We start from the raw sequence: 25,548 nt of genomic DNA, 5'->3' as shown, positions 1-25,548 counted from the left end.
TTTCAGCGGGCAATCTGCCTGCAGCCTTTTTGAGTGTTGATCCGTGAGTGATTTGAGTCATATCCGCAATTTCTCCATCATCGCCCACATTGACCATGGTAAGTCGACGCTGGCCGATCGATTCATCCAGATGTGCGGCGGCCTTGCCGAGCGTGAAATGGAGGCCCAGGTACTGGACTCCATGGACCTCGAGCGCGAGCGCGGGATCACCATCAAGGCCCACAGCGTTACCCTGTACTACACCGCCAAAGACGGTATCAAGTACCAGCTCAACTTCATTGACACCCCGGGCCACGTTGACTTCACCTATGAAGTCAGCCGTTCCCTGGCGGCCTGTGAAGGTGCGTTGCTGGTCGTGGACGCGGGCCAGGGCGTCGAAGCCCAGTCCGTGGCCAACTGCTACACCGCCATCGAGCAAGGCCTTGAGGTCATGCCGGTGTTGAACAAGATCGACCTGCCTCAGGCCGATCCGGACCGTGTCAAAGAAGAGATCGAGAAGATCATCGGCATTGACGCCACCGACGCCGTCGAGTGCAGCGCCAAGACCGGCCTGGGCGTCGACGAAGTGCTCGAGCGCCTGGTCAAGACCATCCCCGCACCTACCGGCAACTACGAAGATCCGCTGCAAGCGTTGATCATCGACTCCTGGTTCGACAACTACCTGGGCGTTGTTTCCCTGGTACGTGTACGCCACGGCCGTGTGAAGAAGGGCGACAAGATCCTGGTCAAGTCCACCGGCAAGATCCACCTGGTAGACAGCGTCGGCGTGTTCAACCCGAAACACACCGCCACCACCGACCTGAAAGCCGGTGAAGTGGGCTTCATCATCGCCGGCATCAAAGACATTCACGGTGCACCGGTCGGTGACACCCTGACCTTGAGCTCCACCCCTGATGTAGACGTGCTGCCGGGTTTCAAACGCATCCAGCCGCAGGTTTACGCCGGCCTGTTCCCGGTCAGCTCCGACGACTTCGAAGACTTCCGCGAAGCCTTGCAGAAGCTGACCCTCAACGACTCGTCGTTGCAGTACACCCCGGAAAGCTCCGACGCGCTGGGCTTCGGCTTCCGCTGCGGGTTCCTGGGCATGCTGCACATGGAGATCATCCAGGAGCGCCTTGAGCGCGAATACGACCTGGACCTGATCACCACCGCGCCAACGGTTATTTTTGAGCTGGCGCTGAAAACCGGTGAAACGATTTACGTCGACAACCCGTCCAAGCTTCCGGATCTGTCCTCCATCGAGGACATGCGCGAGCCGATCGTGCGGGCCAATATTCTTGTGCCGCAGGAACACCTGGGCAACGTCATTACCCTGTGTATCGAAAAACGTGGCGTACAACACGACATGTTGTTCCTCGGTACCCAGGTGCAAGTGACCTACGATTTGCCGATGAACGAAGTGGTCCTGGACTTCTTCGACCGTCTCAAATCCACCAGCCGCGGCTATGCTTCGCTGGATTACCATTTCGATCGTTACCAATCGGCTAATCTGGTGAAACTGGATGTGCTGATCAACGGCGACAAGGTAGATGCACTGGCGCTGATCGTGCACAAGGACAACGCGCACTACAAAGGTCGGCAGTTGACCGAAAAGATGAAAGAACTGATTCCGCGTCAGATGTTCGACGTCGCGATCCAGGCCGCCATTGGCGGGCAGATCATTGCACGGACCTCCGTCAAGGCTCTCAGAAAGAACGTACTGGCCAAATGCTACGGCGGTGACGTAAGCCGTAAGCGCAAGCTGCTTGAGAAGCAAAAGGCCGGTAAAAAACGCATGAAGCAAGTGGGCAACGTGGAAATTCCACAAGAAGCCTTCCTTGCGGTGCTCAGGTTGGATAGTTAGGTCCTATGTCACTAAATTTCCCGCTGTTGCTGGTCATCGCCGTTGCCGTTTGCGGTCTCCTGGCGTTGCTCGATCTGGTGTTCTTCGCCCCGCGTCGGCGGGCGGCTATCGCTTCCTATCAGGGCAGCGTCAGCCAGCCCGATGCGGTGGTGGTCGAGAAGCTGAACAAAGAGCCTCTGCTGGTTGAATACGGCAAGTCGTTCTTCCCGGTGTTGTTCATCGTGCTGGTGCTGCGTTCGTTCCTGGTGGAGCCGTTTCAGATCCCTTCGGGGTCGATGAAACCGACCCTGGACGTGGGCGACTTCATCCTGGTGAACAAGTTTTCCTACGGGATCCGCCTGCCGGTGCTCGACAAGAAAGTCATCCCGGTCGGTGACCCGCAGCGCGGCGATGTGATGGTGTTTCGCTACCCAAGCGACCCGAACGTCAACTACATCAAGCGCGTAGTCGGGCTGCCGGGCGATGTGATTCGCTACACCAGCGACAAGCGTCTGTTCATCAATGGTGAGTCGGTGGCCGAGAAACTGATCGGCGCCGAACCGAACACCTTGGGCAGCGCCGAGCTGTATCAGGAAAAACTCGGCGCGGTAGAGCACGAAATCCGTAAGGAAATGAGCCGCTACCGTGCGATGCCTGATGGCGAGTGGAAAGTGCCTGCCGGGCACTACTTCATGATGGGCGACAACCGCGACAACTCCAACGACAGCCGTTACTGGGATGACCCCAATATTCCCAAGGACCTGCTGGGCATGGTTCCCGACGAGAACATTGTCGGCAAGGCCTTTGCGGTCTGGATGAGTTGGCCGGAACCCAAACTCAGCCACCTGCCGAACTTCTCGCGGGTCGGGCTGATCAAGTAATACAGGCGGCGCTGTGAACACAGCGCCGAATGCTTTTCTGGGGTTCGGACAATGCGTCGTCCGGCCTCATGCGGCACCAACCAGGATTTGAATTTGAACACTGCGTCAATCGTCGATGGCCGCCGGTGCCACCAACTAGATATGGATAAACCGTGACCGTTTCTCTAAGTCGTCTCGAGCGTCAGCTCGGCTACACCTTCAAGGACCAGGAATTGATGGTCCTTGCCCTCACACACCGCAGTTTTGCAGGGCGTAATAACGAGCGCCTGGAATTTCTCGGTGACGCCATCCTCAACTTTGCCGCCGGTGAGGCGCTGTTCGAGCGTTTCCCGCAAGCGCGCGAAGGCCAGCTGTCACGCCTGCGTGCACGGCTGGTGAAAGGCGAGACCCTGGCCGTGCTGGCCCGCGGTTTCGGCCTGGGCGAATACTTGCGCCTGGGGTCCGGTGAACTGAAAAGCGGTGGCTTTCGTCGCGAGTCGATCCTGGCTGATGCCCTCGAAGCGTTGATCGGTGCGATCTACCTGGATGCAGGCATGGAGACGGCCAAGGAGCGCGTGGTGGCCTGGCTGGCTTCGGAGATCGAGAGCCTGACGCTGGTCGACACCAACAAAGATCCCAAGACCCGCCTGCAGGAATTCCTGCAGTCGCGCGGTTGTGAACTGCCACGCTACGAAGTGGTGGATATCCAGGGTGAGCCGCATTGCCGCGTGTTCTTCGTGGAATGTGAAATCACCTTATTGAATGAAAAAAGCCGAGGTCAGGGTGTGAGCCGTCGTATTGCCGAACAGGTAGCGGCCGCTGCAGCACTGATTGCCCTGGGCGTGGAGAATGGCCATGACTGATTCAACCGCAACACGCTGTGGCTATGTTGCCATCGTCGGCCGCCCGAACGTGGGCAAGTCCACGCTGCTCAACCACATCCTGGGCCAGAAGCTCGCGATCACCTCGCGCAAGCCGCAGACCACCCGCCACAACATGCTGGGCATCAAGACCGAAGGCAGCGTCCAAGCCGTTTACGTCGACACCCCGGGCATGCACAAAGGTGGCGAGAAGGCACTTAACCGCTACATGAACAAAACCGCTTCGGCGGCGTTGAAAGACGTCGACGTGGTGATCTTCGTGGTTGACCGCACCAAGTGGACCGACGAAGACCAGATGGTTCTCGAGCGCGTGCAGTACGTCACCGGCCCGTTGATCGTCGCGCTGAACAAGACCGATCGCATCGAAGACAAAGCCGAGCTGATGCCGCACCTGACCTGGCTGCAGGAGCAACTGCCGAACGCCCAGATCATGCCGATCTCGGCCCAGCACGGTCACAACCTTGAGGCCCTGGAGCGCGTGATCGCGGGTTACTTGCCCGAGAACGAGCACTTCTTCCCGGAAGATCAGATCACCGACCGCAGCAGCCGCTTCCTCGCCGCTGAACTGGTGCGCGAGAAAATCATGCGCCAGATGGGCGCCGAGCTGCCTTACCAGATCACCGTCGAAATCGAAGAGTTCAAGCAGCAGGGCAAAACCCTGCATATTCATGCGCTGATTCTCGTCGAGCGTGACGGCCAGAAGAAAATCATCATTGGCGACAAGGGCGAGCGCATCAAGCGCATCGGCACCGAAGCGCGCAAGGACATGGAATTGCTGTTTGATTCCAAGATCATGCTCAACCTGTGGGTGAAGGTTAAGGGTGGTTGGTCCGATGACGAGCGCGCACTGCGCTCCCTGGGCTACGGCGACCTGTAGGGTCTTGAATACACCACAGGGCTGAAAATGTGGAAGGGGGCTCGCCCCCGATAGCGGTGGGTCAGTTAACAGATAAGTGACTGACACACTGCCATCGGGGGCCAGCCCCCTCCCACGTTAGGTTTGTGCAGTTTTCAAAAATGCATTCCAGCAGTGAGCATCCATGTCCCAACCCGCCAGCCAACTCGCCTACGTCCTGCACAGCCGCGCTTACCGCGAGACCAGCGCCCTGGTGGACTTCCTCACGCCCCAAGGCCGCCTGCGTGCGGTCTTGCGCAGCGCCCGAGGCAAGGCCGGCACGTTGGCCCGGCCGTTCGTGGCCCTGGACGTGGAGTTTCGTGGCAAGGGCGAGCTGAAAAACGTCGGCCGCCTGGAAAGCGTCGGCAACTCCGCCTGGCTCAACGGTGAAGCCCTGTTCAGCGGCCTGTACCTCAACGAGCTGCTGATCCGCCTGCTGCCCGCCGAAGACCCGCACCCTGCGGTCTTCGATCACTACGCCGCGACGCTCATTGCACTGGCTGAAGGCCGCCCGCTGGAACCGCTGCTGCGCGCCTTTGAATGGCGACTGCTCGACGACCTGGGCTACGGCTTTGAACTGAGCAACGACCTGCACGGCGACCCTATCGCCGCAGACGGCATGTACCGCCTGCAAGTCGACGCCGGCCTGGAACGCGTTTACCTGCTGCAACCCGGCCTGTTCCAGGGCACCGAGTTGCTGGCCATGAGCGAAGCCGACTGGACTGCCCCAGGCGCCTTGTCTGCGGCCAAGCGCTTGATGCGCCAGGCGCTCGCCGTGCACTTGGGCGGGCGGCCGCTGGTCAGTCGCGAGTTGTTTCGAAAGCCCTGACAACCCCGTGTATGCTGTGCGGCGTTTCTTTCCCTTTTCAGGAGCGCTTCCGTGAGCACCAGCAATCGCATTCTTCTTGGCGTCAACATCGACCACGTCGCTACCCTGCGCCAGGCCCGGGGCACCCGTTACCCTGATCCGGTCAAGGCCGCGCTGGACGCCGAAGAAGCGGGCGCCGACGGCATCACCGTGCACCTGCGCGAAGACCGCCGCCACATCCAGGAGCGCGACGTGTTGCTGCTCAAGGACGTGCTGCAAACCCGCATGAACTTCGAAATGGGCGTCACCGAAGAAATGATGGCGTTCGCCGAACGCATTCGCCCGGCGCACATCTGCCTGGTGCCTGAAACGCGCCAGGAGCTCACCACAGAAGGCGGCCTCGACGTTGCCGGCCAGGAAGCGCGGATCAAGGCTGCGGTCGAGCGTCTGTCGAAGATCGGCAGCGAAGTCTCCCTGTTCATCGACGCCGACGAGCGTCAGATCGAAGCCTCGCGCCGTGTCGGCGCGCCGGCCATCGAACTGCACACTGGCCGCTATGCCGATGCCACCACGCCCACCGAAGTCGCTGACGAACTGCAGCGCATTATCGACGGCGTACAGTGCGGCCTCAGTGAAGGCCTGATCGTCAACGCCGGCCATGGTTTGCACTACCACAACGTCGAAGCCGTGGCTGCGATCAAGGGCATCAACGAACTCAACATCGGCCACGCGCTGGTGGCGCACGCGCTGTTCGTCGGTTTCAAAGGCGCAGTGGCCGAGATGAAAGCCCTGATCCTGGCGGCTGCCAGCTCCAAGTGAGCACAGTCTAAAAATCACTGAAGATCAAAATGTGGGAGGGGGTTTGCCCCCGATAGCGGTGTGTCAGTCAGCCTATCTGTAGCTGACCCACTGCAATCGGGGGCACGCCCCCTCCCACAGTGATTTTCGGTGTATCCAGAGTTGTAGTTACCCAGCCAAGCCCATTGAATTCAGCCATGCGGCAATGCGAAGCCTTACTGTTTAGCCGGGTCAGGTGTATCGTATCCGCCCTTTGCGGGCCTCTGGCCTGTGGCAGATACGTGAGGTTGTTGTGTCCCGATCCTTTTCCCGTCGACAAATCCTGGGTGGTCTCGCAGGCCTGGCCGTAGTGGGCGTCGGTGCCGGTGGCGGCTATCGCTACTGGCTGGGGAAAGTTGCCGAGGCCGAAGCCGGGCACGATTACCAACTGATCGCCGCACCGCTGGACGTGGAACTGGTGCCGGGCCACAAAACCGAAGCCTGGGCATTTGGCCCCTCGGCGCCGGGCACCGAGTTGCGTGTGCGCCAGGGTGAGTGGCTGCGGGTGCGCTTTATCAACCACTTGCCGGTCGCCACCACCATTCATTGGCACGGCATCCGCCTGCCGCTGGAAATGGACGGCGTCCCTTACGTCTCGCAGTTGCCGGTATTGCCCGGCGAATACTTCGATTACAAATTCCGCGTGCCGGACGCCGGCAGCTACTGGTATCACCCGCACGTGAACAGCAGCGAAGAACTCGGCCGTGGCCTGGTGGGCCCGCTGATCATCGAAGAGCGCGAGCCCACCGGTTTCAAACACGAGCGCACCCTGAGCCTGAAAAGCTGGCACGTGGACGAAGAGGGCGCCTTCGTGGCCTTCAGCGTACCCCGTGAAGCCGCGCGTGGTGGCACGGCCGGGCGATTGTCGACGATCAATGGCGTGTCCCAGGCGGTCATCGATTTGCCCGCCGGGCAAATCACCCGCGTGCGCTTGCTGAACCTCGACAACACGCTGACCTATCGCATCAACATCCCCGACGTCGACGCGCAAATCTACGCGCTGGACGGCAACCCCGTGGAGCCGCGCCCCTTGGGCAAGGAATACTGGCTGGGCCCGGGCATGCGTATTTGTCTGGCGATCAAGGCGCCGCCTGCCGGTGAAGAACTCTCCATCCGCAACGGCCCGGTGCGCCTGGGTACCTTTCGCTCCGTCGCCAATACCGATGCGCCCACCGAATGGCCTCCGGCGCTGCCCGCCAACCCGATCGCCGAGCCGGACCTGGCGAATGCCGAGAAACTCAACTTCAATTTCGAATGGGTCGGTACGGTGTCGGTCGATGACGGCAAACCGCCGAGCCTGTGGCAAATCAACGGCAAGGCCTGGGACATCACCGACAAGACCTGTGCCGATCGCCCGATTGCCAAGCTTGAGAAAGGCAAAAGCTACATTTTCGAATTGAAGAACATGACCCAGTACCAGCACCCTATCCACCTGCATGGCATGAGTTTCAAGGTGATCGCCTCGAACCGCCACAAGGTGATCCCGTACTTCACCGACACTTACTTGCTGGGCAAGAACGAGCGCGCGCGCGTGGCGTTGGTGGCGGATAACCCGGGGGTGTGGATGTTCCATTGCCACGTGATAGATCACATGGAAACCGGCCTGATGGCCGCCATCGAGGTGGCGTGATGCGCCAGATTCGCCCCACGGCGATTATCGACCGCAGCCGCGACCAGGACTTCATGCGCGAAGCCTTGGCCCTCGCCGCCCAAGGCGCCGCCCTTGGCGAAGTGCCCGTTGGCGCGGTGCTGGTGCAGGACGGCGAAATCATCGGTCGGGGTTTCAATTGCCCGATCAGCGGCAACGACCCCAGCGCCCATGCCGAAATGGTCGCCATCCGCGCCGCCGCGCAGGCGATCAGCAACTACCGTCTGCTCGGCAGCACGCTGTATGTAACGCTGGAGCCCTGCAGCATGTGCGCGGGCCTGATTGTGCATTCGCGCATCGCGCGGGTGGTGTACGGCGCGCTGGAGCCCAAGGCGGGGATCGTGCACAGCCAGGGGCAGTTTTTTACCCAAGGGTTTCTCAACCATCGGGTGCTGTTTGAAGGCGGGGTGTTGGCTGAGGAATGCGGGACAGTGTTGAGTGAGTTCTTTAAGGCCAGAAGAGCCAAGCCCACACTCTAAAGAACACTGAAAACCAATGTGGGAGCTGGCTTGCCTGCGATAGCGGTACATCAGTCACTGATCAATTGACTGACAGATCGCTATCGCAGGCAAGCCAGCTCCCACAGTTTGATCTCCATTTATTCAGGGAGATTGCAGGTTATTTCTTGGCGATGATCACCGCGCGCATCGGCGCCGGCAGCCCTTCAAGGGTCTTGCTGTGATCATCCGGGTCCAGGAAGTCGCTCAGCGACTGGTACTTCATCCACTCCGTGCCGCGCTGTTCCTCGACCGTGGTCACGCTCACATCCACGCAGCGCACGTCGCTGAACCCGGCGCGCCGTAGCCACAGCATCAAGGCCGACACCGAGGGCAGGAACCACACATTACGCATCTGCGCATAGCGGTCTTCCGGCACTAGCACTTGCTGCTGATCGCCTTCGACCACCAGCGTTTCCAGCACCAACTCGCCGCCTTTGACCAGGCAGTCTTTCAGTGCCAGCAAGTGCTCGATCGGCGAACGGCGGTGATAGAACACGCCCATGGAAAACACCGTGTCGAAGCCTTCCAGGTTCGGCGGCAGGTCTTCAAACGGGAACGGCAAGTGCCAGGCCTTCGGCTCGTTCAGGTAGCGCTGCACCGCCTGGAACTGGCAGAAAAACAGCCAGTTCGGGTCCACGCCAATCACGCTGTCGGCACCCGCGCCGAGCATGCGCCACATGTAGTAGCCGTTGCCGCAACCCACATCGAGGATGCGCTTGCCGTTCAAATTCAGGTGCGGGGCAACGCGTGACCACTTCCAGTCCGAACGCCATTCGGTGTCCACATGCACGCCAAACAGGTTGAACGGGCCTTTGCGCCACGGGCTCAGGCCCATCAGCGCGGTGCGCATCTGTGCGCGGGTGGCGTCGTCGCAATCGGTATCAAGGGTCAGGCCATTGAGCAAATCGACTTCGCTGGGCTGGATCTGCGGCAGCGCATCCAGCGCACTCTGCCAACGCTCCAGGTCGCCATGACCCTTTTCCATCTTGCTATCGAGTTGCGCCTGCAGGCCTTGGGCCCATACGGCCAACGGAGTACCGACCAGGTGGCGGGCGAGGGGAGAGAGATCAATCATGGCAAGGCAATCAACGAGGCAAAGTTAAGACACTGGAACCACGGCACGACTTTCGAGAACCCGGCCGCCAACAGGCGTTCGCGGTGTTCTTCGAGGCTGTCGGGCTTCATGACGTTTTCGATGGCGCTGCGCTTCTGGGCGATTTCCAGTTCGCTGTAGCCGTTGGCGCGTTTGAACGCGATGTGCAGGTCGGTGAGCAAAGCGTGTTCTTCGGGGTCGTTGAACCGCAGCTTTTCCGAGAGGATCAACGCGCCGCCCGGCAGCAGCGACTGGCGGATGCGCGCGAGCAACGCCAGGCGTTGATCGGGGGCGATAAATTGCAAGGTGAAATTCAGCGCCACCACCGAGGCCGGTTGGAATTGCAGCGCGAGGATATCGCCCTCGATCACCTCAACCGGCAGCAACTCCTGGAACATCGAGTCCTGGCCATTGAGGTATTCGCGGCAGCGCTCGACCATCGCCGCCGAGTTATCCACGGCGATTACCCGGCAACCGTCGGTGCGCACATGGCGGCGCAGCGCCTGGGTGACCGCGCCGAGGGACGAGCCCAGGTCGTAGAGCACGCTGTTGGGTTGCGCAAACTGCGCGGCCAGCACGCCGAGGTTCTCGACGATGGTCGGGTAACCGGGCACCGAGCGCTTGATCATGTCCGGGAACACCCGCACCACGTCCTCGTTAAAGGCGAAGTCCGGCACCTGGGGCAGGGGCTGGGCGAATAGGCGATCGGGTTCTTTGCTCACGGTTGTTCCGGCGACGAGGGGGGAAAGGCCGGCATTTTAGCCAAATTGGCCCTCGTGTGCGCGGGTAGTCTGATGGAAAGCCGAGGCGGTGATGCCCCACTGACCCAGCCAATACGTGCTGATCAATAAATACGGCGCCGCCTCAAAGGCGACCACGAACCGATTGATACCAATCAGCGTGTCGGAAAACACAAACGACACCGCGCCCGCCGCCGCCAGCAGGGCCGAGCGCTTGGGCACCTCACTGCCCAGTCGCGCCAATGCACGCCAGAGCATCGCGCTGATCACCAGCGCATACACCACCACCGGAATCAGCAACTCGCCCAGGCCATGGGCAATCAGAATGCTCAGCAGAATCGCGCCCACGCCCAGTGCCAATATCAGCGGCAACAACGCCAGGCGCCGGCAATCGCTGAAATAGGCTTTCAGATACGCCAAATGCGCAAACAGGAAGGCGCCCAGGCCGAAGATAAACAGGTCGCCTGGCCACGCGAGCAAGACGTCGCCCACCAGGGAAAAAATCAGCCCCAGGCTGATCCAGCGTCGATAGTCGGTGGGCGGCGCGTCATGCAGCCAACCCAGCAACGCCAGCACCGGCAACGGCTTGACCAGCAGGCACAACAACGCCGCGTGGGTGCTCAAACCGTAGAAAAAGGTGCCGGCGCCCATCAACGCAAGAATCAGCCAAGGCATATCAGTTCACCGTGATGGCGCAGTCGAAAGTTTCGGCAGGCTCGGCTTCCGGTTCCCAAGGTTGCTGGGAGGTCAGGCGCAAACGGCCCTGGCCGGCCGCGAAGGCCTGGAAGCGCCAAGTGGATTGGCCGCCACCGCCGATCACACCGGACTCGGTGCTGCTGTAAACCTCAGGGCTGAGTGCACGCAGCACGCCACCGGCAGAATCCTGGATGGCCCAGCGATAGCCGGTGGTGGGGTTGCTCGGCAAGGTGAGGATCAGGTTTTGCCCTGTTTTAAGCTGGAGCGGGCAGGCGCTCTGGTTTTCCACGGTGACGTTTTGCTTGGGGGCACTGGCGCAGGCGGCCAGCAGGGCAAGGCTCAAGGGGAGAAGCAGGCGGGCAGCGGTCATGGGGGCTCCGTTGTTTGACGACGAAGGGCGAGCATAACCGAAGATGAGACAAGGTGTGACAAGGCGGGCTTTTGTGTTGGCAGGTCTGGCCTGATCGGGGGCAAGCCCCCCTCCTACAGTTGACCGAGTACATCCTTTGGAATGCAGTCAAATGGTGGGAGGGGGCTTGCCCCCGATGAGGCCAGTTCAGGCACTACACAATGGTCAGAACAACACCTTCGCCACATCGGCAAAGCGCTTGGCAAAGTGCACCGTCATGCCTTCTTTCAGGTACTCCGGCAGCTCTTCAAAGCTGCCACGGTTGGGCTCCGGCAGGATCAACTCGTGAATCTTCTGGCGTCGCGCCGCAATCACTTTCTCACGCACCCCGCCAATCGGCAGTACATGCCCGGTCAGCGTCAGCTCGCCGGTCATCGCCACGCCTTTTTTCGGTGGCTGGTTGCGCGCCAGCGACAGCAACGCACTGGCCATGGTCACGCCGGCGCTTGGGCCATCTTTGGGCGTAGCACCTTCTGGCACGTGCAAGTGCACGAAGGCTTCGTCGAAGAACTTCGGATCGCCGCCAAACGACTTCAGGTTCGAGCTGATGTAGCTGTAGGCAATCTCGGCGGACTCTTTCATCACCTCACCCAACTGCCCGGTGAGCTTGAAGCCGCGATTGAGCGTGTGGATGCGCGTCGCCTCGATTGGCAGGGTCGCGCCGCCCATGCTGGTCCAGGCCAGGCCTGTGATCACGCCGGTACCGGACAGCACTTGCTCATTGCGAAACACCGGCATGCCCAAGGAGCTTTCCAAATCCTTGTTGCCGATCTTGATCACCGAGTCCGGCTCGTCCAGCAGCTTGACCACGGCCTTGCGCACCAGTTTGCCCAGCTGTTTTTCCAACTGGCGCACCCCGGCTTCGCGTGCGTAGCCGTCGATCAGCGCGCGCAGGGCGCCGTCGCTGATGGTCAGGGTGTTTTTCGACACCCCGGCCTTTTCCAACTGTTTTGGCCACAGGTGGCGCTTGGCGATGGCAACCTTTTCTTCGGTGATATAGCCCGACAGGCGAATCACTTCCATCCGGTCCAGCAATGGGCCTGGGATCGAATCAAGCGTGTTCGCCGTGCAGACGAACAACACCTTGGACAGGTCCAGGCGCAGGTCCAGGTAGTGATCGAGGAATTCGACGTTCTGTTCCGGGTCGAGGGTTTCCAGCAAGGCCGACGCCGGGTCGCCCTGGAAGCTCTGGCCCATCTTGTCGATCTCATCGAGCATGATCACCGGGTTCATCACCTCCACATCTTTGAGCGCCTGCACCAGCTTGCCCGGCAGGGCGCCGATGTAGGTACGGCGATGGCCTTTGATCTCGGCCTCGTCGCGCATGCCGCCGACACTGAAGCGATAGAACGGCCGGCCCAGGGACTCGGCGATGGATTTACCCACGCTGGTCTTGCCCACGCCCGGCGGGCCGACCAGCAGCACGATGGAACCGGCGACTTCACCTTTATAGGCGCCCACCGCGAGAAACTCGAGGATGCGGCTCTTGATGTCATCCAGGCCCGCATGGTGCTTGTCCAGCACCTTGCGGGCGTGTTTCAGGTCGAGCTTGTCTTCGCCGTACACGCCCCACGGCACCGAGGTGGCCCAGTCCAGGTAATTGCGCGTAACGGCGTATTCCGGCGAACCCGTTTCCAGGATCGACAGTTTGTTCATTTCTTCGCTGATGCGTTTTTGCGCCTGGGTCGGCAGTACTTTGCCCACCAGGCGTTGTTCGAACTGCTCGACGTCCGCGCTGCGGTCGTCCTTGGTCAGGCCCAGCTCCTGCTGGATGACCTTGAGCTGTTCCTTGAGGAAGAACTCGCGCTGGTGCTCGCCGATCTTGCGGTTCACCTCGGCGGAGATTTCCTTTTGCAGGCGCGCAACTTCAACTTCCTTGCGCAGCATCGGCAGGACTTTTTCCATGCGCTTGAGCATGGGCACACAGTCCAGCACTTCCTGCAGCTCGTTGCCGGTGGCCGAGGTCAACGCAGCGGCGAAGTCGGTGAGCGGCGACGGGTCGTTGGGGCTGAAGCGGTTGAGGTAGTTCTTCAACTCTTCGCTGTACAGCGGGTTGAGCGGCAGCAGTTCCTTGATCGCATTGATCAGCGCCATGCCGTAGGCCTTGACCTCGTCGGTCGGCTCGGTCGGCTGGTGCGGGTATTCGACTTCCACCAAGTACGGCGGGCGGTGGTGCTTGAGCCAGGTTTTGATGCGCACGCGGGTCAGGCCCTGGGCGACAAATTGCAGCTTGCCGTTTTCGCGGCTGGCGTGGTGCACCTTCACCAGCGTGCCGTACAGCGGCAGGCTGGAGGTATCGAAATGGCGCGGATCTTCTGGCGGGGTGTCCATGAAAAACAGCGCAAGGGAGTGGTGGTCGGATTTGCTCACCAGCTCCAGGGTCTCGGCCCACGGTTCTTCGTTGACGATGACCGGCAGCACTTGTGCCGGGAAGAACGGCCGATTGTGGATCGGGATGATGTAGACCTTGTCCGGCAGGTTTTGCCCAGGCAGGGCCAGGCCGGTGTTGGACGAAGCTTGGTGTTCAGCGTTTTCGGGGTCGGCGTAATCGTTCAGGTCGATGTCCGGGAATTCTTGCTGGTCGCTCATGGGGCACCTGCATAAGGAAGTATGCAGCTTAGATGGGGCGGGGCAGCGGTGGTTTCAATGGCGGGGCGCAGTTAGCAACAAATTGCATAATATTTTCGAAACACCGCTTTCCCCCTGTGGGAGCTGGCTTGCCTGCGATAGCGGTGGCCCAGCTGCCTGATGTATCAACTGACACAACGCTATCGCAGGCAAGCCAGCATTGTGTACCGAGCGCCGTCAGCTGATTTTGTGAAGATAAGCCGGCAATGGCTGTTCCGGCAGCACCGACAACACCTTCAAGCGTTGCAGCATCCGCTGGCGTGCCCGCTGCAAATGCTCACGCAAATTCAGCGCCGCCGCGTCATATGCACCGTGCAGCAACAGCTCCAGAATCAAGCGGTGTTCGGCGAGCATGGCGGGATCGGCGCCGATCCCCAGTAAACGGTAGAAAATTCGGCTGATGATCATCGGGCTCTGGCCCTGGCGAATCAGCGCGGCGATCTTGCGGTTTTGCAGGCCGGCGAGGCAGCGCTGGTGCAAGTCTTCTTCGATCTGCTCAATGGCTTGCAGGCTGCACTGTGGGCTTTCTTGAGCCGCCAGCACGCGCTGCAACATGGCTTCGAGCATGTCGCGGTCGAGGTTCGGCGCGCTCTGGCGCAGGGCTTCGGGTTCCAGGCAGGCCCGCAGTTCGTAGTCTTCGGTCACCTCGCGCGCGGTCAGCGGCCCGGCCAGCCATTGGGAGTAGGGCTCTTTTTCCACCAGGCCACGGTCGCGCAAGCGCATCAGTGCTTCACGCACCACGGCGCGGCTGACGCCGTAATGGTCGGCGGCGGCTTGCTCATCCAGGCGGTAATGGCCGAAGGCAATGCAGGTGGACAACGCCGCGCCGATTTCCTCGACGATCCGTTCGCCGAGCGGGCGGGTGTCTACCAACTCGTCATCGCCGTTGAGGCCCAGGTGCGCAGGGCTCAAGGGCAGGCGCAGCGGCTCCATGGCCAGGCCTTCGGGGTTGATCAGGTACCCGCGGCCATTGAAGCGGCAGATCAGGCCTTCGTCGTGCAGCAGGTCCAGCGCCTTGCGCACCGGCACGCGGCTGGTGCCGAACAACTCGGCAAGCGGCGCTTCCAGCAAGACCAGCCCATGGCGGGCGGTGCCGTTGACGATCGCATCACGCAACAGCGTGTGAATCATCGCGTAACGGGAGGCCGAGGCGGACACTGCTTTCATCTGCTTCTCTAGGTAAAGAGTTGAAGGGCTTGTAGGAAAGTGGTCGGGGATTCTCTCATAGTTACCCTGTCACTCTGCGCCACGCTGCTGGCACTTTTTTGGGGCCTTGGCCGTCACCCTGTTACTTTTCTGCACCAAAATGTACTTATTAATAAAAGATACATTATTTCATTCAAGGCCCGTGCCCACACCTTTGCCAATCTTTTTGTTTCCTACAAAACCATCTAGCCCGTAGCTCAAGGGCAGAAACGCGCTCGTGCAAAAATGGCGATACCAGAGACTGGCACGAAAGCTGCCTTTATAAAATGTACATTTTATTAATATGTACGTTTTATGAGGTGGATCTTGATGTCAGACGCCACATCAATGGCCGAAGCGTTCGCCAGCGGTCGCAGCGACCCGGTGCAAGTCCTCGAACAGGCGCTGCTGCATGCGAGCATGGCGCCCACCGTGTTTATTTCCCTGACGGCCGAGCGCGCCCGTCGCGAAGCCGAAGCCGCCGCAGCCCGTTGGCGTGCCGGGCAACCGTTGAGCGTGTTCGATGGTGTGCCGCTGGGCTGGAAGGACCTGTTTGATGTCGCCGGCAGCATCACGACCGCCGGCGCCGCTTACCGTCGCGAGGCGCCAGCGGCGTTGCTCGATGCGCCGAGCGTGGGCCTGTTGTGCCGCGCCGGGATGGTCAGTCTCGGCAAGACCAACCTCAGCGAACTGGCTTATTCCGGCTTGGGCCTGAACCCGCATTTCGGCACGCCGTATAACCCGAACGGCAGCGATCAACCGCGTATTCCCGGCGGCTCGTCATCCGGCTCGGCCGTCGCCGTGGCCGGCGGCATTGTGCCAATCGCCATGGGCACCGACACCGCCGGCTCGATCCGTATTCCGGCCGCGCTCAACGGCGTGGTGGGCTACCGCAGCAGCAGCCGACGCTACAGCCGCGACGGGGTATTCCCGCTGGCGCGCACCCTCGACAGCCTCGGCCCGCTGACCCGCAGCGTGCGCGATGCCCTGGTGATCGACGACCTGCTCAATGGCCGCACGCAAACCCATGTCGCCCGCAACCTCAAAGGGCAACGCTTTGTGCTCGAGCAAGGCGCGCTGGAAGACATCGAACCGGCCGTACGCAATAACCTGCTGCGCGCCACGGACCTCATCAAGGCCGCAGGCGCGCTGATCGAGGTGCGCCCGTCAGCCACCTTCCAGGCCACGCTCAACCTGATCAAGCAGGACGGCTGGCTCGGCTCATTCGAAGCCTTCGCGCTGCACGAGGCCTTGCTCGACAGCCGCGACGCCGACCTGCTCGACCCGCGCGTACGCCGCCGCCTGGAAGCTGCACGTTCGTTGCCCGCCAGTCAGTTGCTGCACCTGATCGACGCACGCCGTCGCCTGCAGTGCCAACTGGTCGACGAGCTCGACGGCGCCGTGCTGATTACCCCGACCGTTGCCCATGTTGCACCCCCGTTGGCCCCGTTGGAGGCCGACGACGAGCTGTTCGTGAAAACCAACCTCGCCACCTTGCGCCTGACCATGCCCGGCAGTCTGCTCGACATGCCAGGCGTCAGCCTGCCCAGCGGCCGCGACGCCCTGGGCCTGCCCACCGGGCTGCTGCTCAGCGCCCCGTCGGGAGAAGACGCACGCCTGTTGCGCGTGGCGTTGTCCGTCGAATCCGTAATGACTATTTAAGGAGACACATCATGGCTAAAGACATTCTCTGTGCATTTGGCGTCGACGTTGACGCCGTCGCCGGCTGGCTCGGTTCCTACGGCGGTGAAGACTCGCCGGACGACATCTCGCGCGGCCTGTTCGCCGGTGAAATCGGCGCGCCGCGCTTGCTCAAATTGTTCGAACGCTATGGCCTGCGCACCACCTGGTTTATTCCCGGCCACTCGATGGAAACCTTCCCCGAGCAGATGAAGGCGGTGGCCGACGCCGGTCACGAAATCGGCGTGCACGGCTACAGCCATGAAAACCCGATTGCGATGACGGCCGAACAGGAAGAAATCGTCCTGGATAAATCCATCGAGCTGATCACCCAGGTCACCGGCAAACGTCCGACCGGCTACGTCGCGCCGTGGTGGGAATTCAGCAAGGTCACCAACGAGCTGCTGCTGAAAAAAGGCATCAAGTATGACCACAGCCTGATGCACAACGACTTCCACCCCTACTACGTGCGCAAGGGCGACAGCTGGACCAAGATCGACTACAGCCAGCACCCCGACACCTGGATGAAACCGCTGGTGCGCGGCGAAGAAACCGACCTGGTGGAGATCCCGGCTAACTGGTACCTCGACGACCTGCCGCCAATGATGTTCATCAAGAAAGCCCCCAACAGCCACGGCTTCGTCAACCCGCGCCACCTGGAAGAAATGTGGCGCGACCAGTTCGACTGGGTTTACCGCGAACACGAACACGCGGTGTTCACCATGACCATTCACCCCGACGTGTCCGGTCGCCCGCAAGTGCTGCTGATGCTTGAGCGCCTGATCGAACACATCCAGAGCCATGCGGGCGTGCGCTTCGTCACCTTCGACGAAATCGCCGACGACTTTATCCGCCGCCAACCGCGTTCCTGACCCTTAGCCCACACCCCCGAGGCGCGATTTATGTCCATCTACAACAAGCTTGACCTGACTGGCTGGAAACCCCGGCAACTGACGTCCCAGGAAGTGCGGTTCGCCACCTGGATCGCGTTTTTCGCCTGGGTGTTTGCGGTGTATGACTTCATCCTCTTCGGCACCTTGCTGCCGGAGATCGGCCGGCACTTTGGCTGGGGAGAAGTGGAGCAAGCTGAAATCGCGACCTGGGTGGCGGTGGGCACGGCAGTGGTTGCCTTTGCCATTGGCCCGGTCGTGGATAAATTGGGACGGCGCAAAGGCATTATTTTTACCGTGGCCGGCTCCGCGCTGTGCTCGGCACTCACCGCGATTGGCGGGGCGTGGGGCAAGTCGCCGCTGATTCTGATCCGCTCGTTGGGTGGCCTGGGTTATGCCGAGGAAACCGTCAACGCCACGTATCTGAGCGAGCTGTATGGCGCCTCTGAAGACCCGCGCCTGACCAAGCGGCGCGGGTTTATCTACAGCCTGGTGCAGGGCGGCTGGCCGGTCGGTGCGTTGATCGCCGCCGGGTTGACCGCGCTGCTGTTGCCGGTCATCGGCTGGCAGGGTTGCTTCATCTTTGCCGCGATTCCGGCCATCGTGATTGCGATCATGGCGCGCAAGCTCAAGGAGAGCCCGCAGTTCCAGATTCACCAGCGCATCAGCGAACTGCGTAAAAGTGGCGCGGTGAAAGAGGCGCAGAACGTCGCCGTGACCTACGGCGTGGACTATGACGAACACAGCAAGGCCGGCCTCAAAGCCGCCTTCCGTGGCCCGGCCCGCCGCGCCACGCTGGTGATCGGCGCCGCGCTGTTGCTCAACTGGGCGGCCATCCAGGTGTTCAGCGTGCTGGGGACTTCGGTGATCGTCAGCGTGCACCATATCTCGTTCGAGAATTCGCTGATCATCCTCGTGCTGTCGAACCTGGTGGGGTACTGCGGTTACCTGACTCATGGCTGGATGGGCGACAAAATCGGCCGTCGCAATGTCATCGGTCTGGGCTGGATGCTCGGCGGCCTGGCGTTTGCCGGGATGCTGTTTGGGCCAAGCAATATGGCGATGGTGGTGGGGCTCTACAGCCTGGGCCTGTTCTTCCTGATCGGGCCGTACTCGGCGGCGCTGTTTTTTATCAGCGAGAGTTTCCCCACCAGCATCCGCGCCACCGGTGGCGCGATCATTCATGCCATGGGCCCGATTGGGGCGGTGGTGGCCGGTTTTGGCGCCACCCAAGTGTTGTCCGCCGGCAGCGACTGGCAGACCGCCGCGCTGTGGTTCGGCGCGCTGCCATGCTTTTTGTCCGGTGCGCTGATGTTTGCCGCTCGCCATGTGCGCCCGGAAACCGTTCAGTGAGGAGTGTGAGATGAGCCGTAAAGTTGCCCTGATTACCGGTGCCGCCAGCGGCATCGGCCAAGCCCTGGCCGTGGCCTATGCGCGCAATGGCGTGGCGGTGGTGGGCGGGTATTACCCGGCCGATCCGCACGACCCGCACACCACCGTGGCGCTGGTGGAAGAAGCCGGTGGTGAGTGCCTGATGCTACCGCTGGACGTGGGCGACACCGCCTCGGTGGACGCGCTGGCCACGCAGGCCGTGCAGTATTTCGGCCGCCTGGATTACGCAGTGGCCAATGCCGGTTTGCTGCGTCGCGCACCGTTGTTGGACATGACCGATACGTTGTGGAACGAGATGCTCAATGTCGACCTGACGGGGGTGATGCGCACCTTCCGCGCGGCCACCCGGCATATGGGCGAGGGCGGCGCGCTGGTAGCGATTTCGTCGATTGCCGGCGGCGTGTATGGCTGGCAGGAGCACAGCCATTACGCGGCGGCCAAGGCCGGCGTGCCGGGGTTGTGCCGGTCGCTGGCGGTGGAGTTGGCGCCCTTGGGCATCCGTTGCAACGCAGTGATTCCGGGCTTGATCGAGACGCCGCAGTCGCTGGATGCGAAGAACTCGTTGGGGCCTGAAGGGTTGGCGAAGGCGGCGCGGGCGATTCCATTGGGCCGGGTAGGGCGGGCGGATGAGGTGGCCTCGTTGGTGCAGTTTTTGACCAGTGAGGCGTCGAGTTATCTGACTGGGCAGAGCATCGTCATCGACGGCGGCTTGACCGTGCGCTGGCCTGACTGACTGTACGCGGTGCAAAAAATGGGGACCGTGTTTGTTTTAGGAGATTTTGTATGCCTCAACTGAATAACCGCCGCGCCGTCATCACCGGCGCCGGAAGCGGCATCGGTGCCGCCATTGCCCGCGCCTACGCCGCCGAGGGCGCTCGGCTGCTGCTGGCTGACCGCAATGCTGCCAGCCTTGCCGAAACCGCCATCACCTGCCGCAACCTCGGCGCCGAAGTGTTCGAATGCCTGGCTGACGTCGGCACTGTCGAAGGCGCCCAGGCCAGTGTCGACCGCTGCGTCGAGCACTTCGGCGGCATCGACATTCTGGTCAACAATGCCGGCATGCTCACCCAGGCGCGCTGCGTCGACCTCTCCATCGACATGTGGAACGACATGTTACGCGTCGACCTCACCAGCGTGTTTGTCGCCAGCCAGCGCGCTTTGCCGCACATGCTGGCGCAACGTTGGGGGCGCATCATCAATGTGGCCTCGCAATTGGGCATCAAGGGCGGCGCCGAGCTGACCCATTACGCCGCCGCCAAGGCTGGCGTGATCGGTTTCACCAAATCCCTGGCGCTGGAAGTGGCCAAGGACAATGTGCTGGTCAACGCTATCGCGCCGGGCCCTATCGAAACGCCGCTGGTGGGCGGCATCAGCGACGACTGGAAGCGCGCCAAGGCCGCCGAATTGCCCCTGGGCCGTTTCGGCCTGGCCGATGAAGTCGCGCCCACCGCCGTGCTGCTGGCCAGTGAGCCGGGTGGCAACCTGTTTGTCGGCCAGACCCTGGGCCCGAACTCCGGCGATGTCATGCCATGAGTGAGGTGTAGCCATGTGCGGACTCTGTGGTTTGCTCGGCGAAGACCTGCACTGGAGCGACCCCTTGGGCGATGAGCTGCCCCGGCGCCGCGAACGCCTGCGCCGGATCGCCGCGATCAACCAGGTGCTGGCGGTGTTCCGGCTCAAGGTCGAAGACTTCCAGGGCGCGTCCTACCTGTTGTTGGGCGCCACCGGCAAGCAGGCATTGGCCAGTGGCCTGGATCAACTCTGGCAAGCGGCTGAAAACATGCTCGGTCGCCCGCTGGATCCGCTGGACCCCCGCTTGCTTGATCACCTGGAGTCATCATGAGCATTGCCCTCAACGTCATCACCGGTTTCCTCGGCAGCGGCAAGACCACCTTGCTCAAGCGCCTGCTGCAAGGTGAAAGCCTGGGTGACACGGCGTTGCTGATCAATGAGTTCGGCGATGTCGGCATCGATCATCTGCTGGTCGAAGAAGTTGCGCCGGACACCGTGCTGCTGCCCAGCGGTTGCGTGTGCTGTTCGATTCGCGGCGAGCTCAAGGAGGCGTTGCTCGCCCTGTTGCAACGGCGCGAGCGCGGTGAAATTCCGGCGTTCAAGCGGGTGATCCTGGAGACCACCGGGTTGGCCGATCCGGCGCCGATCCTGGCCACGCTGAACAACGATGTGCAACTGCGCGGACGTTTTCATATCGGCCTGGTGATCACGCTGGTCGATGCCAGTCACGCCACGTTGCAAGAGCGCCTGCACCCGGAATGGCTGGCCCAGGTTGCGGCGGCCGACCGCTTGCTGCTGAGCAAGACCGACTTGGCCGGCGACTGTGAAGCGCTGCGCGCGCACTTGCGGGCACTCAATGCGGGGACGCCGATTCTCGACACCCATGAGGTTCACAGCGGCGATCAGTTGCTGCTTGGCGAAGGCGTGCGCAGCGCCGAACCGGCTGTTGAAGTCAGCCGCTGGCAACTGCATCAGACCACCACCGCCACCCACGGCGCCGCGCAAGTGTGCTGCCTGAGCTTCGACCAACCGCTGGACTGGGTCGGCTTCGGGGTCTGGTTGTCGATGCTGTTAAGATGCCACGGCGAACGAATCCTTCGCGTCAAAGGACTGCTCAACGTGAACGCAAGCTCGGCCCCCATCGTCATTCATGGCGTGCAGCACTGCCTGCACGCCCCGGTGCATTTGCCCGCGTGGCCCGGCACCGACCGCCAGTCGCGCCTGGTGTTTATCCTGCGCGGCCTCGATCCGGCGCTGTTGCGGCGCTCCTTCGAGGTGTTCTCACGGCGCTTCGCAGCATGATCACATTACGTGTGCTCGGTACGTCCGTGACCCTGCTGGAATGCTTGCGCGTTCGCGCCGAAAAAGAGCTGGGTATTCGCCTGGTCTATCAGGTGCACGACGTGGCGCACGCCCAACGCATCGCCGTGATGCAGCCCGACAGCTACGACCTCTACGACCAATGGTTTCACAACGTTGATTTCGTCTGGCCGGCGCGGGCGATCCAGCCCATCGACACACGGCGCATCGCCTTGTGGCACGAGATCAATGATTTGCCCAAGCGTGGTCGCTTGTCGGCCAACGACCGGTTGGGCGGCGGCAGCGTACCCAGTGAGCGCCTGTTCGTGCAGCACGACGGCAGCCTTGGCAGCAGCGTCACCGAGCGCATCAGCATGCTGCCGTTGACCCATAACGCCGACAGTTTTGCCTACCGCCCGGAGCGTTTGCCCGAAGGCTTCAGCCACGGCAATGAAAGCTGGGGCTGGCTGCTCGACCCGGCCTGGAGCGCGCGCACTGCGCTGCAAAGCGATGCCGCGATTGGCGCGCTGGATGCCGCGTTGGCGGTGCAGGGCGCGGGGCTGGCGCAGTTCAAAGACATTGGCAATATGAGCATCGAAGAGATCGATGTACTGGCTGACATCCTGGTGCGCAAGCAGAAGGAGGGGCACTTTGCGGCGTTCTGGTCGGATGATGAAGAGGCCGCGCAGTTGATGCTGAGCCCCAGCATCGATATCCAGAGTCTGTGGTCGCCGACGCTGATGCGCTTGCACCGGGCAGGCGTGAAGTATCGGCTGGCGGTGCCCCGTGAAGGGTACCGCGGATGGTTTGGTGGGTTGTCGCTGTCGCGCCATGCCCATGGGCCGGTGCTGGATGCGGCTTATGCTTATCTGAATTGGTGGTTATCCGGCTGGCCGGGGGCGGTGATGGCGCGTCAGGGCTATTACATCGGTAACCCGGCGCGCACCCGCGATCATTTGAGCAGCGCCGAGTGGGATTACTGGTATGCCGGCAAGCCCGCGCGTGAAGAGCTGCTCGGCAGTGATGGCTTGCCGTTGATCGACGTCGGCGAGGTGCGTGATGGTGGCTCCTATGAGCAGCGCATGGGCCACATTGCGGTGTGGAACTCGGTGATGGATGAGCACAATTACCTGGTGCGGCGGTGGGGGGATTTCATGCGCGCGCGCGTGTGATTGCGTACGTCCCCGTTACCCAGCTTGGGGCTATGCCCCACCAGCCCTCCGAGCCAAGCGTTTGCCGCCAATAAACTGACAGACACATCCCCGTCCCTATTGGGTGTACATATCCCAGCCCCCAGCTAATCTGGTTGAACCAACCATTCGTTAAAAACGAATGTTTTTTTGACGCCAGGTCAGCAGCCGCCAGGAATGCGTATGACAAAGGGACGGATCGGCACAGAGAGGCGCGTGCTGCCAGAGGCCACGGCAATGAAGTGGCGCCACACATTTCAGACCCGCATTGCCGGGGTGTTGGCGCTATTGCTGCTGGTGGTTGTGGCCGCGACCTACTTCGCCGTCAAGGCCGCCACCACCCGCGCCGTGGAGAAACAGGCCCAGGTTCAGCTCAGCACCGGCAGCCAAGTGTTCGAACGTTTGCTCGACCTGCGCGGGCGTCGGCTGCAATACGGGTTGGATTGGCTCACCGCCGACGGCCCCTTCAAACAGGCGGTGGCCGAGGGCAACCCCGAAACGGTAATGGCCGCGCTGCGACGGCATGGCACCGGCCTGCATTCCAGTGAAGTGTTCGTGCTGGGCCTGGATGGCAAGGTGATGGTCAGTACCTTGCCGGTGCTGACACACGGCCAGCCCTTCCCGTACGACGAGGCCTTGCGGCATGCGCGACGCAGCGGCTTACAGATGCTTATCGTCGCGATGGACAGCCAGCCCTATCTGCTTGTGCAGGATGTCGTCCTCGACCCGCAGCCCATTGCCCGCGTGGTGATGGGCTTTCCCATGGACAAGCAGTTCGCCAACGAACTGCGTTCCATGAGCAACCTTGAAGTGTCGTTCCTCAGCGTGCAGAACGGCCAGGTCGGCGAGTTGTTCAGCACCCAGCCTGAAGCCTATCGGGCCACCATCATCGATACGCTGCACCAGGCGCAACTCAACCCTGATGCGCAGATCAACCTGTTCTACGGGCAACGCGTGCTCAGCCAGGTGCTGCCGCTGGCCAACACCGGCGAAGGTGATGAGGTGCGCGTGTTGCTGCAAAGCCCGCTGGACCATGCGCTTGAGTCTTTTGCGCCGCTGGACCGGCAGTTTCTCGGGATCGCCCTGGCGGTGTTGTTGGTGTCGCTGGCCGCCGCGTTGTTGCTGGCGCGCCGCGTGTCACGCCCGCTCAACGCCCTGGTGGAGGCGGCCGAGCGGATCGGTGCCGGTGATTATCTAACCCCGGTGCGGGTGCGCAGCCACGATGAATTCGGCTTGCTGGCCCGGGCCTTTAATGCAATGCAAAGCGGCATCGCCGTGCGCGAGCGGCAACTGGCCCATAACGCGTTGCATGATCCGCTCACCGGCTTGCCCAATCGCGCGTTGGCCATGGAACGCCTGGGCAGTGCGATCAGTGCGCAGCGCCCGGTGGTGTTGCTGTACCTGGGGATCGAAAACTACCGGGTGATCAACGAAGGCTTCGGGCCACAGGGCGTCGAAGAAATGTTGCGTGAAGCCAGCCGGTGCCTGTCCATGTGCCTGTTGGCCAGTGACACCGCTGCGCGTATCGCCGGCAGCGAGTTTTTGCTGTTGCTGGAAAACACCGAGATCGACCGCGCGGTAGCCCGCGCCGACCGCCTGTATGGGCTGCTCACCGAGCCCCAGCGCATCGGCAACGACGAAGTGCGGCATGAAGTCAGCATCGGCATTGCCGCCTACCCGGCCGACGGCCAGCAGGTCGAAGAACTGATCAGCCGCGCCGCCATCGCCCGGCATGATGCGGCGAGCCTGCCCGGGCACCTGCAGATCTATCAGCAAGACCGTGACCTCGCGCACCAGCGCCAGATCACGCTGATTCGCGACCTGCGCCGCGCGGTCGTCGAAGGCGAATTGTTCCTGTGCTACCAGCCCAAACTCGACCTCATGCATGGCCACGTACGCCAGGCGGAAGCCTTGCTGCGCTGGCAGCATCCGACGCTGGGCCAGGTGTCGCCCGCCGAATTCATTCCCTTGGCCGAGCGCACCGGCAGCATGCGCAGCATGACGCTGTGGGTGATCGAGGAGGCGATCCGGCAGATCGCCGAGTGGGCAGGGCGCGGTTTGCACATTCAACTGTCGGTCAACATTTCGGTGGACGACCTGGCCGATGACGACCTGGCCATTCGCGTCACCGCCTTGCTGATGCAATACGCTGTCGCGGCGCAGCAACTGACCTTCGAGATCACCGAGAGCGCGATCATGCACAACCCGCAACAGGCGCTCAGCGTGCTGGAGCAATTGCGCGGCTGTGGCATCAGCCTGTCGGTGGACGACTTCGGCACCGGCTATTCATCCCTGGCGCAGTTGCAGCGTTTGCCGGTGCAGGAATTGAAGATCGACCAGTCGTTCATTCGCAACCTCGACAGCGCCAGTGGAGACGGCGTGATTGTGCGTTCGACCATCGAAATGAGCCACAACCTGGGGCTCAAGGTGGTGGCTGAGGGTGTGGAGTTCGAGCCCAGCCTGAAGTTGCTCAGGCAATGGAAGTGCGACACGGCGCAGGGTCACCTGATCAGCCGGCCGTTGAACGCCATGGCGTTTGAGATGTGGATGCGCCGCGCGCGGGTTGCCCTGTAAATCCACTCG

The 25,548-nt window shown here is 61.9% G+C and carries 23 protein-coding genes; 17 read left to right on the top strand and 6 right to left on the bottom strand.

The genetic code is table 11. The features are described from left to right. The first annotated feature begins 43 nt into the window (after positions 1 to 43). The 8 genes from lepA (at position 44) to tadA (ending at position 8,230) form a co-directional block, all read left to right on the top strand. Positions 44 to 1,843, top strand: coding sequence for a translation elongation factor 4 (gene lepA / locus ACM530_RS04360; protein ID WP_003210439.1), 1,800 nt, complete (start codon positions 44 to 46; stop codon positions 1,841 to 1,843). A 5-nt stretch (positions 1,844 to 1,848) separates the two neighbouring features. Further along, the gene (lepB, locus tag ACM530_RS04355) at positions 1,849 to 2,703 is read left to right on the top strand and encodes a signal peptidase I (RefSeq protein ID WP_106579465.1); all 855 of its coding nucleotides are present in this window, start codon (positions 1,849 to 1,851) and stop codon (positions 2,701 to 2,703) included. A 152-nt stretch (positions 2,704 to 2,855) separates the two neighbouring features. Further along, positions 2,856 to 3,545, top strand: a complete 690-nt coding sequence (gene rnc / locus ACM530_RS04350; protein WP_094951369.1) for a ribonuclease III — start codon at positions 2,856 to 2,858, stop codon at positions 3,543 to 3,545. Next, positions 3,538 to 4,440 carry a GTPase Era gene (gene era, locus ACM530_RS04345; RefSeq protein ID WP_003234112.1) on the top strand — a complete coding sequence of 301 codons (903 nt, stop codon included), beginning with the start codon at positions 3,538 to 3,540 and terminating at the stop codon, positions 4,438 to 4,440. The genes rnc and era overlap by 8 nt, the downstream gene beginning before the upstream one ends. 163 nt (positions 4,441 to 4,603) lie before the next feature. Next, complete coding sequence (gene recO / locus ACM530_RS04340) at positions 4,604 to 5,287, top strand: DNA repair protein RecO (RefSeq protein ID WP_416364328.1); 684 nt, start codon at positions 4,604 to 4,606, stop codon at positions 5,285 to 5,287. A 51-nt stretch (positions 5,288 to 5,338) separates the two neighbouring features. Next, a complete protein-coding gene (gene pdxJ / locus ACM530_RS04335; protein ID WP_242194509.1) occupies positions 5,339 to 6,085 on the top strand; it encodes a pyridoxine 5'-phosphate synthase in 747 nt (248 codons plus the stop codon). A 271-nt stretch (positions 6,086 to 6,356) separates the two neighbouring features. Further along, the gene (locus ACM530_RS04330; RefSeq protein ID WP_145161395.1) at positions 6,357 to 7,733 is read left to right on the top strand and encodes a multicopper oxidase family protein; all 1,377 of its coding nucleotides are present in this window, start codon (positions 6,357 to 6,359) and stop codon (positions 7,731 to 7,733) included. After that, positions 7,733 to 8,230 (top strand): tRNA adenosine(34) deaminase TadA, encoded by a 498-nt coding sequence (gene tadA, locus ACM530_RS04325; RefSeq protein WP_416364327.1) that lies wholly within the window; start codon positions 7,733 to 7,735, stop codon positions 8,228 to 8,230. The genes ACM530_RS04330 and tadA overlap by 1 nt, the downstream gene beginning before the upstream one ends. Positions 8,231 to 8,369: 139 nt before the next feature. On the opposite strand, the gene cmoB is transcribed toward tadA, so the two are convergent. The 6 genes from cmoB to ACM530_RS04295 form a co-directional block, all read right to left on the bottom strand. Further along, positions 8,370 to 9,326 (bottom strand): tRNA 5-methoxyuridine(34)/uridine 5-oxyacetic acid(34) synthase CmoB, encoded by a 957-nt coding sequence (gene cmoB, locus ACM530_RS04320; protein ID WP_416364326.1) that lies wholly within the window; start codon positions 9,324 to 9,326, stop codon positions 8,370 to 8,372. Next, on the bottom strand, positions 9,323 to 10,066 hold the full coding sequence (gene cmoA / locus ACM530_RS04315) for a carboxy-S-adenosyl-L-methionine synthase CmoA (RefSeq protein WP_242194499.1): 744 nt from the start codon (positions 10,064 to 10,066) through the stop codon (positions 9,323 to 9,325). Before cmoA ends, cmoB begins: the two co-directional genes overlap by 4 nt. A gap of 36 nt (positions 10,067 to 10,102) precedes the next feature. Continuing rightward, a complete protein-coding gene (locus ACM530_RS04310; RefSeq protein WP_416364325.1) occupies positions 10,103 to 10,759 on the bottom strand; it encodes a lysoplasmalogenase in 657 nt (218 codons plus the stop codon). Position 10,760: 1 nt separating this feature from the next. After that, the gene (locus ACM530_RS04305; protein WP_106579457.1) at positions 10,761 to 11,150 is read right to left on the bottom strand and encodes a protease inhibitor I42 family protein; all 390 of its coding nucleotides are present in this window, start codon (positions 11,148 to 11,150) and stop codon (positions 10,761 to 10,763) included. A 204-nt stretch (positions 11,151 to 11,354) separates the two neighbouring features. Beyond that, positions 11,355 to 13,778, bottom strand: coding sequence for an endopeptidase La (gene lon / locus ACM530_RS04300; RefSeq protein ID WP_145161411.1), 2,424 nt, complete (start codon positions 13,776 to 13,778; stop codon positions 11,355 to 11,357). Positions 13,779 to 13,994: 216 nt separating this feature from the next. Beyond that, entirely contained in the window at positions 13,995 to 14,984 is a 990-nt protein-coding gene (locus tag ACM530_RS04295; RefSeq protein ID WP_145161414.1) for a GntR family transcriptional regulator, read from the bottom strand. Between the two features lie 348 nt (positions 14,985 to 15,332). On the opposite strand from ACM530_RS04295, the gene ACM530_RS04290 reads away from it, so the two are divergent. The 9 genes from ACM530_RS04290 to ACM530_RS04250 all read left to right on the top strand — a co-directional run bounded on the left by ACM530_RS04290 (position 15,333) and on the right by ACM530_RS04250 (position 25,539). Then, positions 15,333 to 16,664 (top strand): amidase, encoded by a 1,332-nt coding sequence (locus ACM530_RS04290; protein ID WP_416364324.1) that lies wholly within the window; start codon positions 15,333 to 15,335, stop codon positions 16,662 to 16,664. 11 nt (positions 16,665 to 16,675) lie between these two features. Next, positions 16,676 to 17,554, top strand: coding sequence for a polysaccharide deacetylase family protein (locus ACM530_RS04285; RefSeq protein ID WP_053254585.1), 879 nt, complete (start codon positions 16,676 to 16,678; stop codon positions 17,552 to 17,554). A 30-nt stretch (positions 17,555 to 17,584) separates the two neighbouring features. After that, a complete protein-coding gene (locus ACM530_RS04280) occupies positions 17,585 to 18,925 on the top strand; it encodes an MFS transporter (RefSeq protein WP_145161421.1) in 1,341 nt (446 codons plus the stop codon). A gap of 10 nt (positions 18,926 to 18,935) precedes the next feature. Then, a complete protein-coding gene (locus ACM530_RS04275; RefSeq protein WP_416364323.1) occupies positions 18,936 to 19,697 on the top strand; it encodes an SDR family NAD(P)-dependent oxidoreductase in 762 nt (253 codons plus the stop codon). 50 nt (positions 19,698 to 19,747) lie between these two features. Continuing rightward, positions 19,748 to 20,497 (top strand): SDR family NAD(P)-dependent oxidoreductase, encoded by a 750-nt coding sequence (locus ACM530_RS04270; RefSeq protein WP_242194485.1) that lies wholly within the window; start codon positions 19,748 to 19,750, stop codon positions 20,495 to 20,497. Positions 20,498 to 20,510: 13 nt separating this feature from the next. Then, the gene (locus ACM530_RS04265; RefSeq protein ID WP_145161429.1) at positions 20,511 to 20,807 is read left to right on the top strand and encodes a hypothetical protein; all 297 of its coding nucleotides are present in this window, start codon (positions 20,511 to 20,513) and stop codon (positions 20,805 to 20,807) included. Next, positions 20,804 to 21,778 (top strand): CobW family GTP-binding protein, encoded by a 975-nt coding sequence (locus ACM530_RS04260; RefSeq protein WP_416364322.1) that lies wholly within the window; start codon positions 20,804 to 20,806, stop codon positions 21,776 to 21,778. The genes ACM530_RS04265 and ACM530_RS04260 overlap by 4 nt, the downstream gene beginning before the upstream one ends. Next, positions 21,775 to 22,947 (top strand): ABC transporter substrate-binding protein, encoded by a 1,173-nt coding sequence (locus ACM530_RS04255; protein ID WP_416364321.1) that lies wholly within the window; start codon positions 21,775 to 21,777, stop codon positions 22,945 to 22,947. Before ACM530_RS04260 ends, ACM530_RS04255 begins: the two co-directional genes overlap by 4 nt. A 255-nt stretch (positions 22,948 to 23,202) precedes the next feature. Further along, positions 23,203 to 25,539 (top strand): putative bifunctional diguanylate cyclase/phosphodiesterase, encoded by a 2,337-nt coding sequence (locus tag ACM530_RS04250; protein ID WP_416365074.1) that lies wholly within the window; start codon positions 23,203 to 23,205, stop codon positions 25,537 to 25,539. The last annotated feature ends 9 nt before the right edge of the window (positions 25,540 to 25,548 follow it).

This window comes from Pseudomonas sp. NFX183, from assembly GCF_047943075.1.
GTDB lineage: Bacteria > Pseudomonadota > Gammaproteobacteria > Pseudomonadales > Pseudomonadaceae > Aquipseudomonas.
The sequence above is the reverse complement of the archived record's forward strand: the minus strand, read 5'-3'. Positions and strand labels throughout refer to the sequence as shown.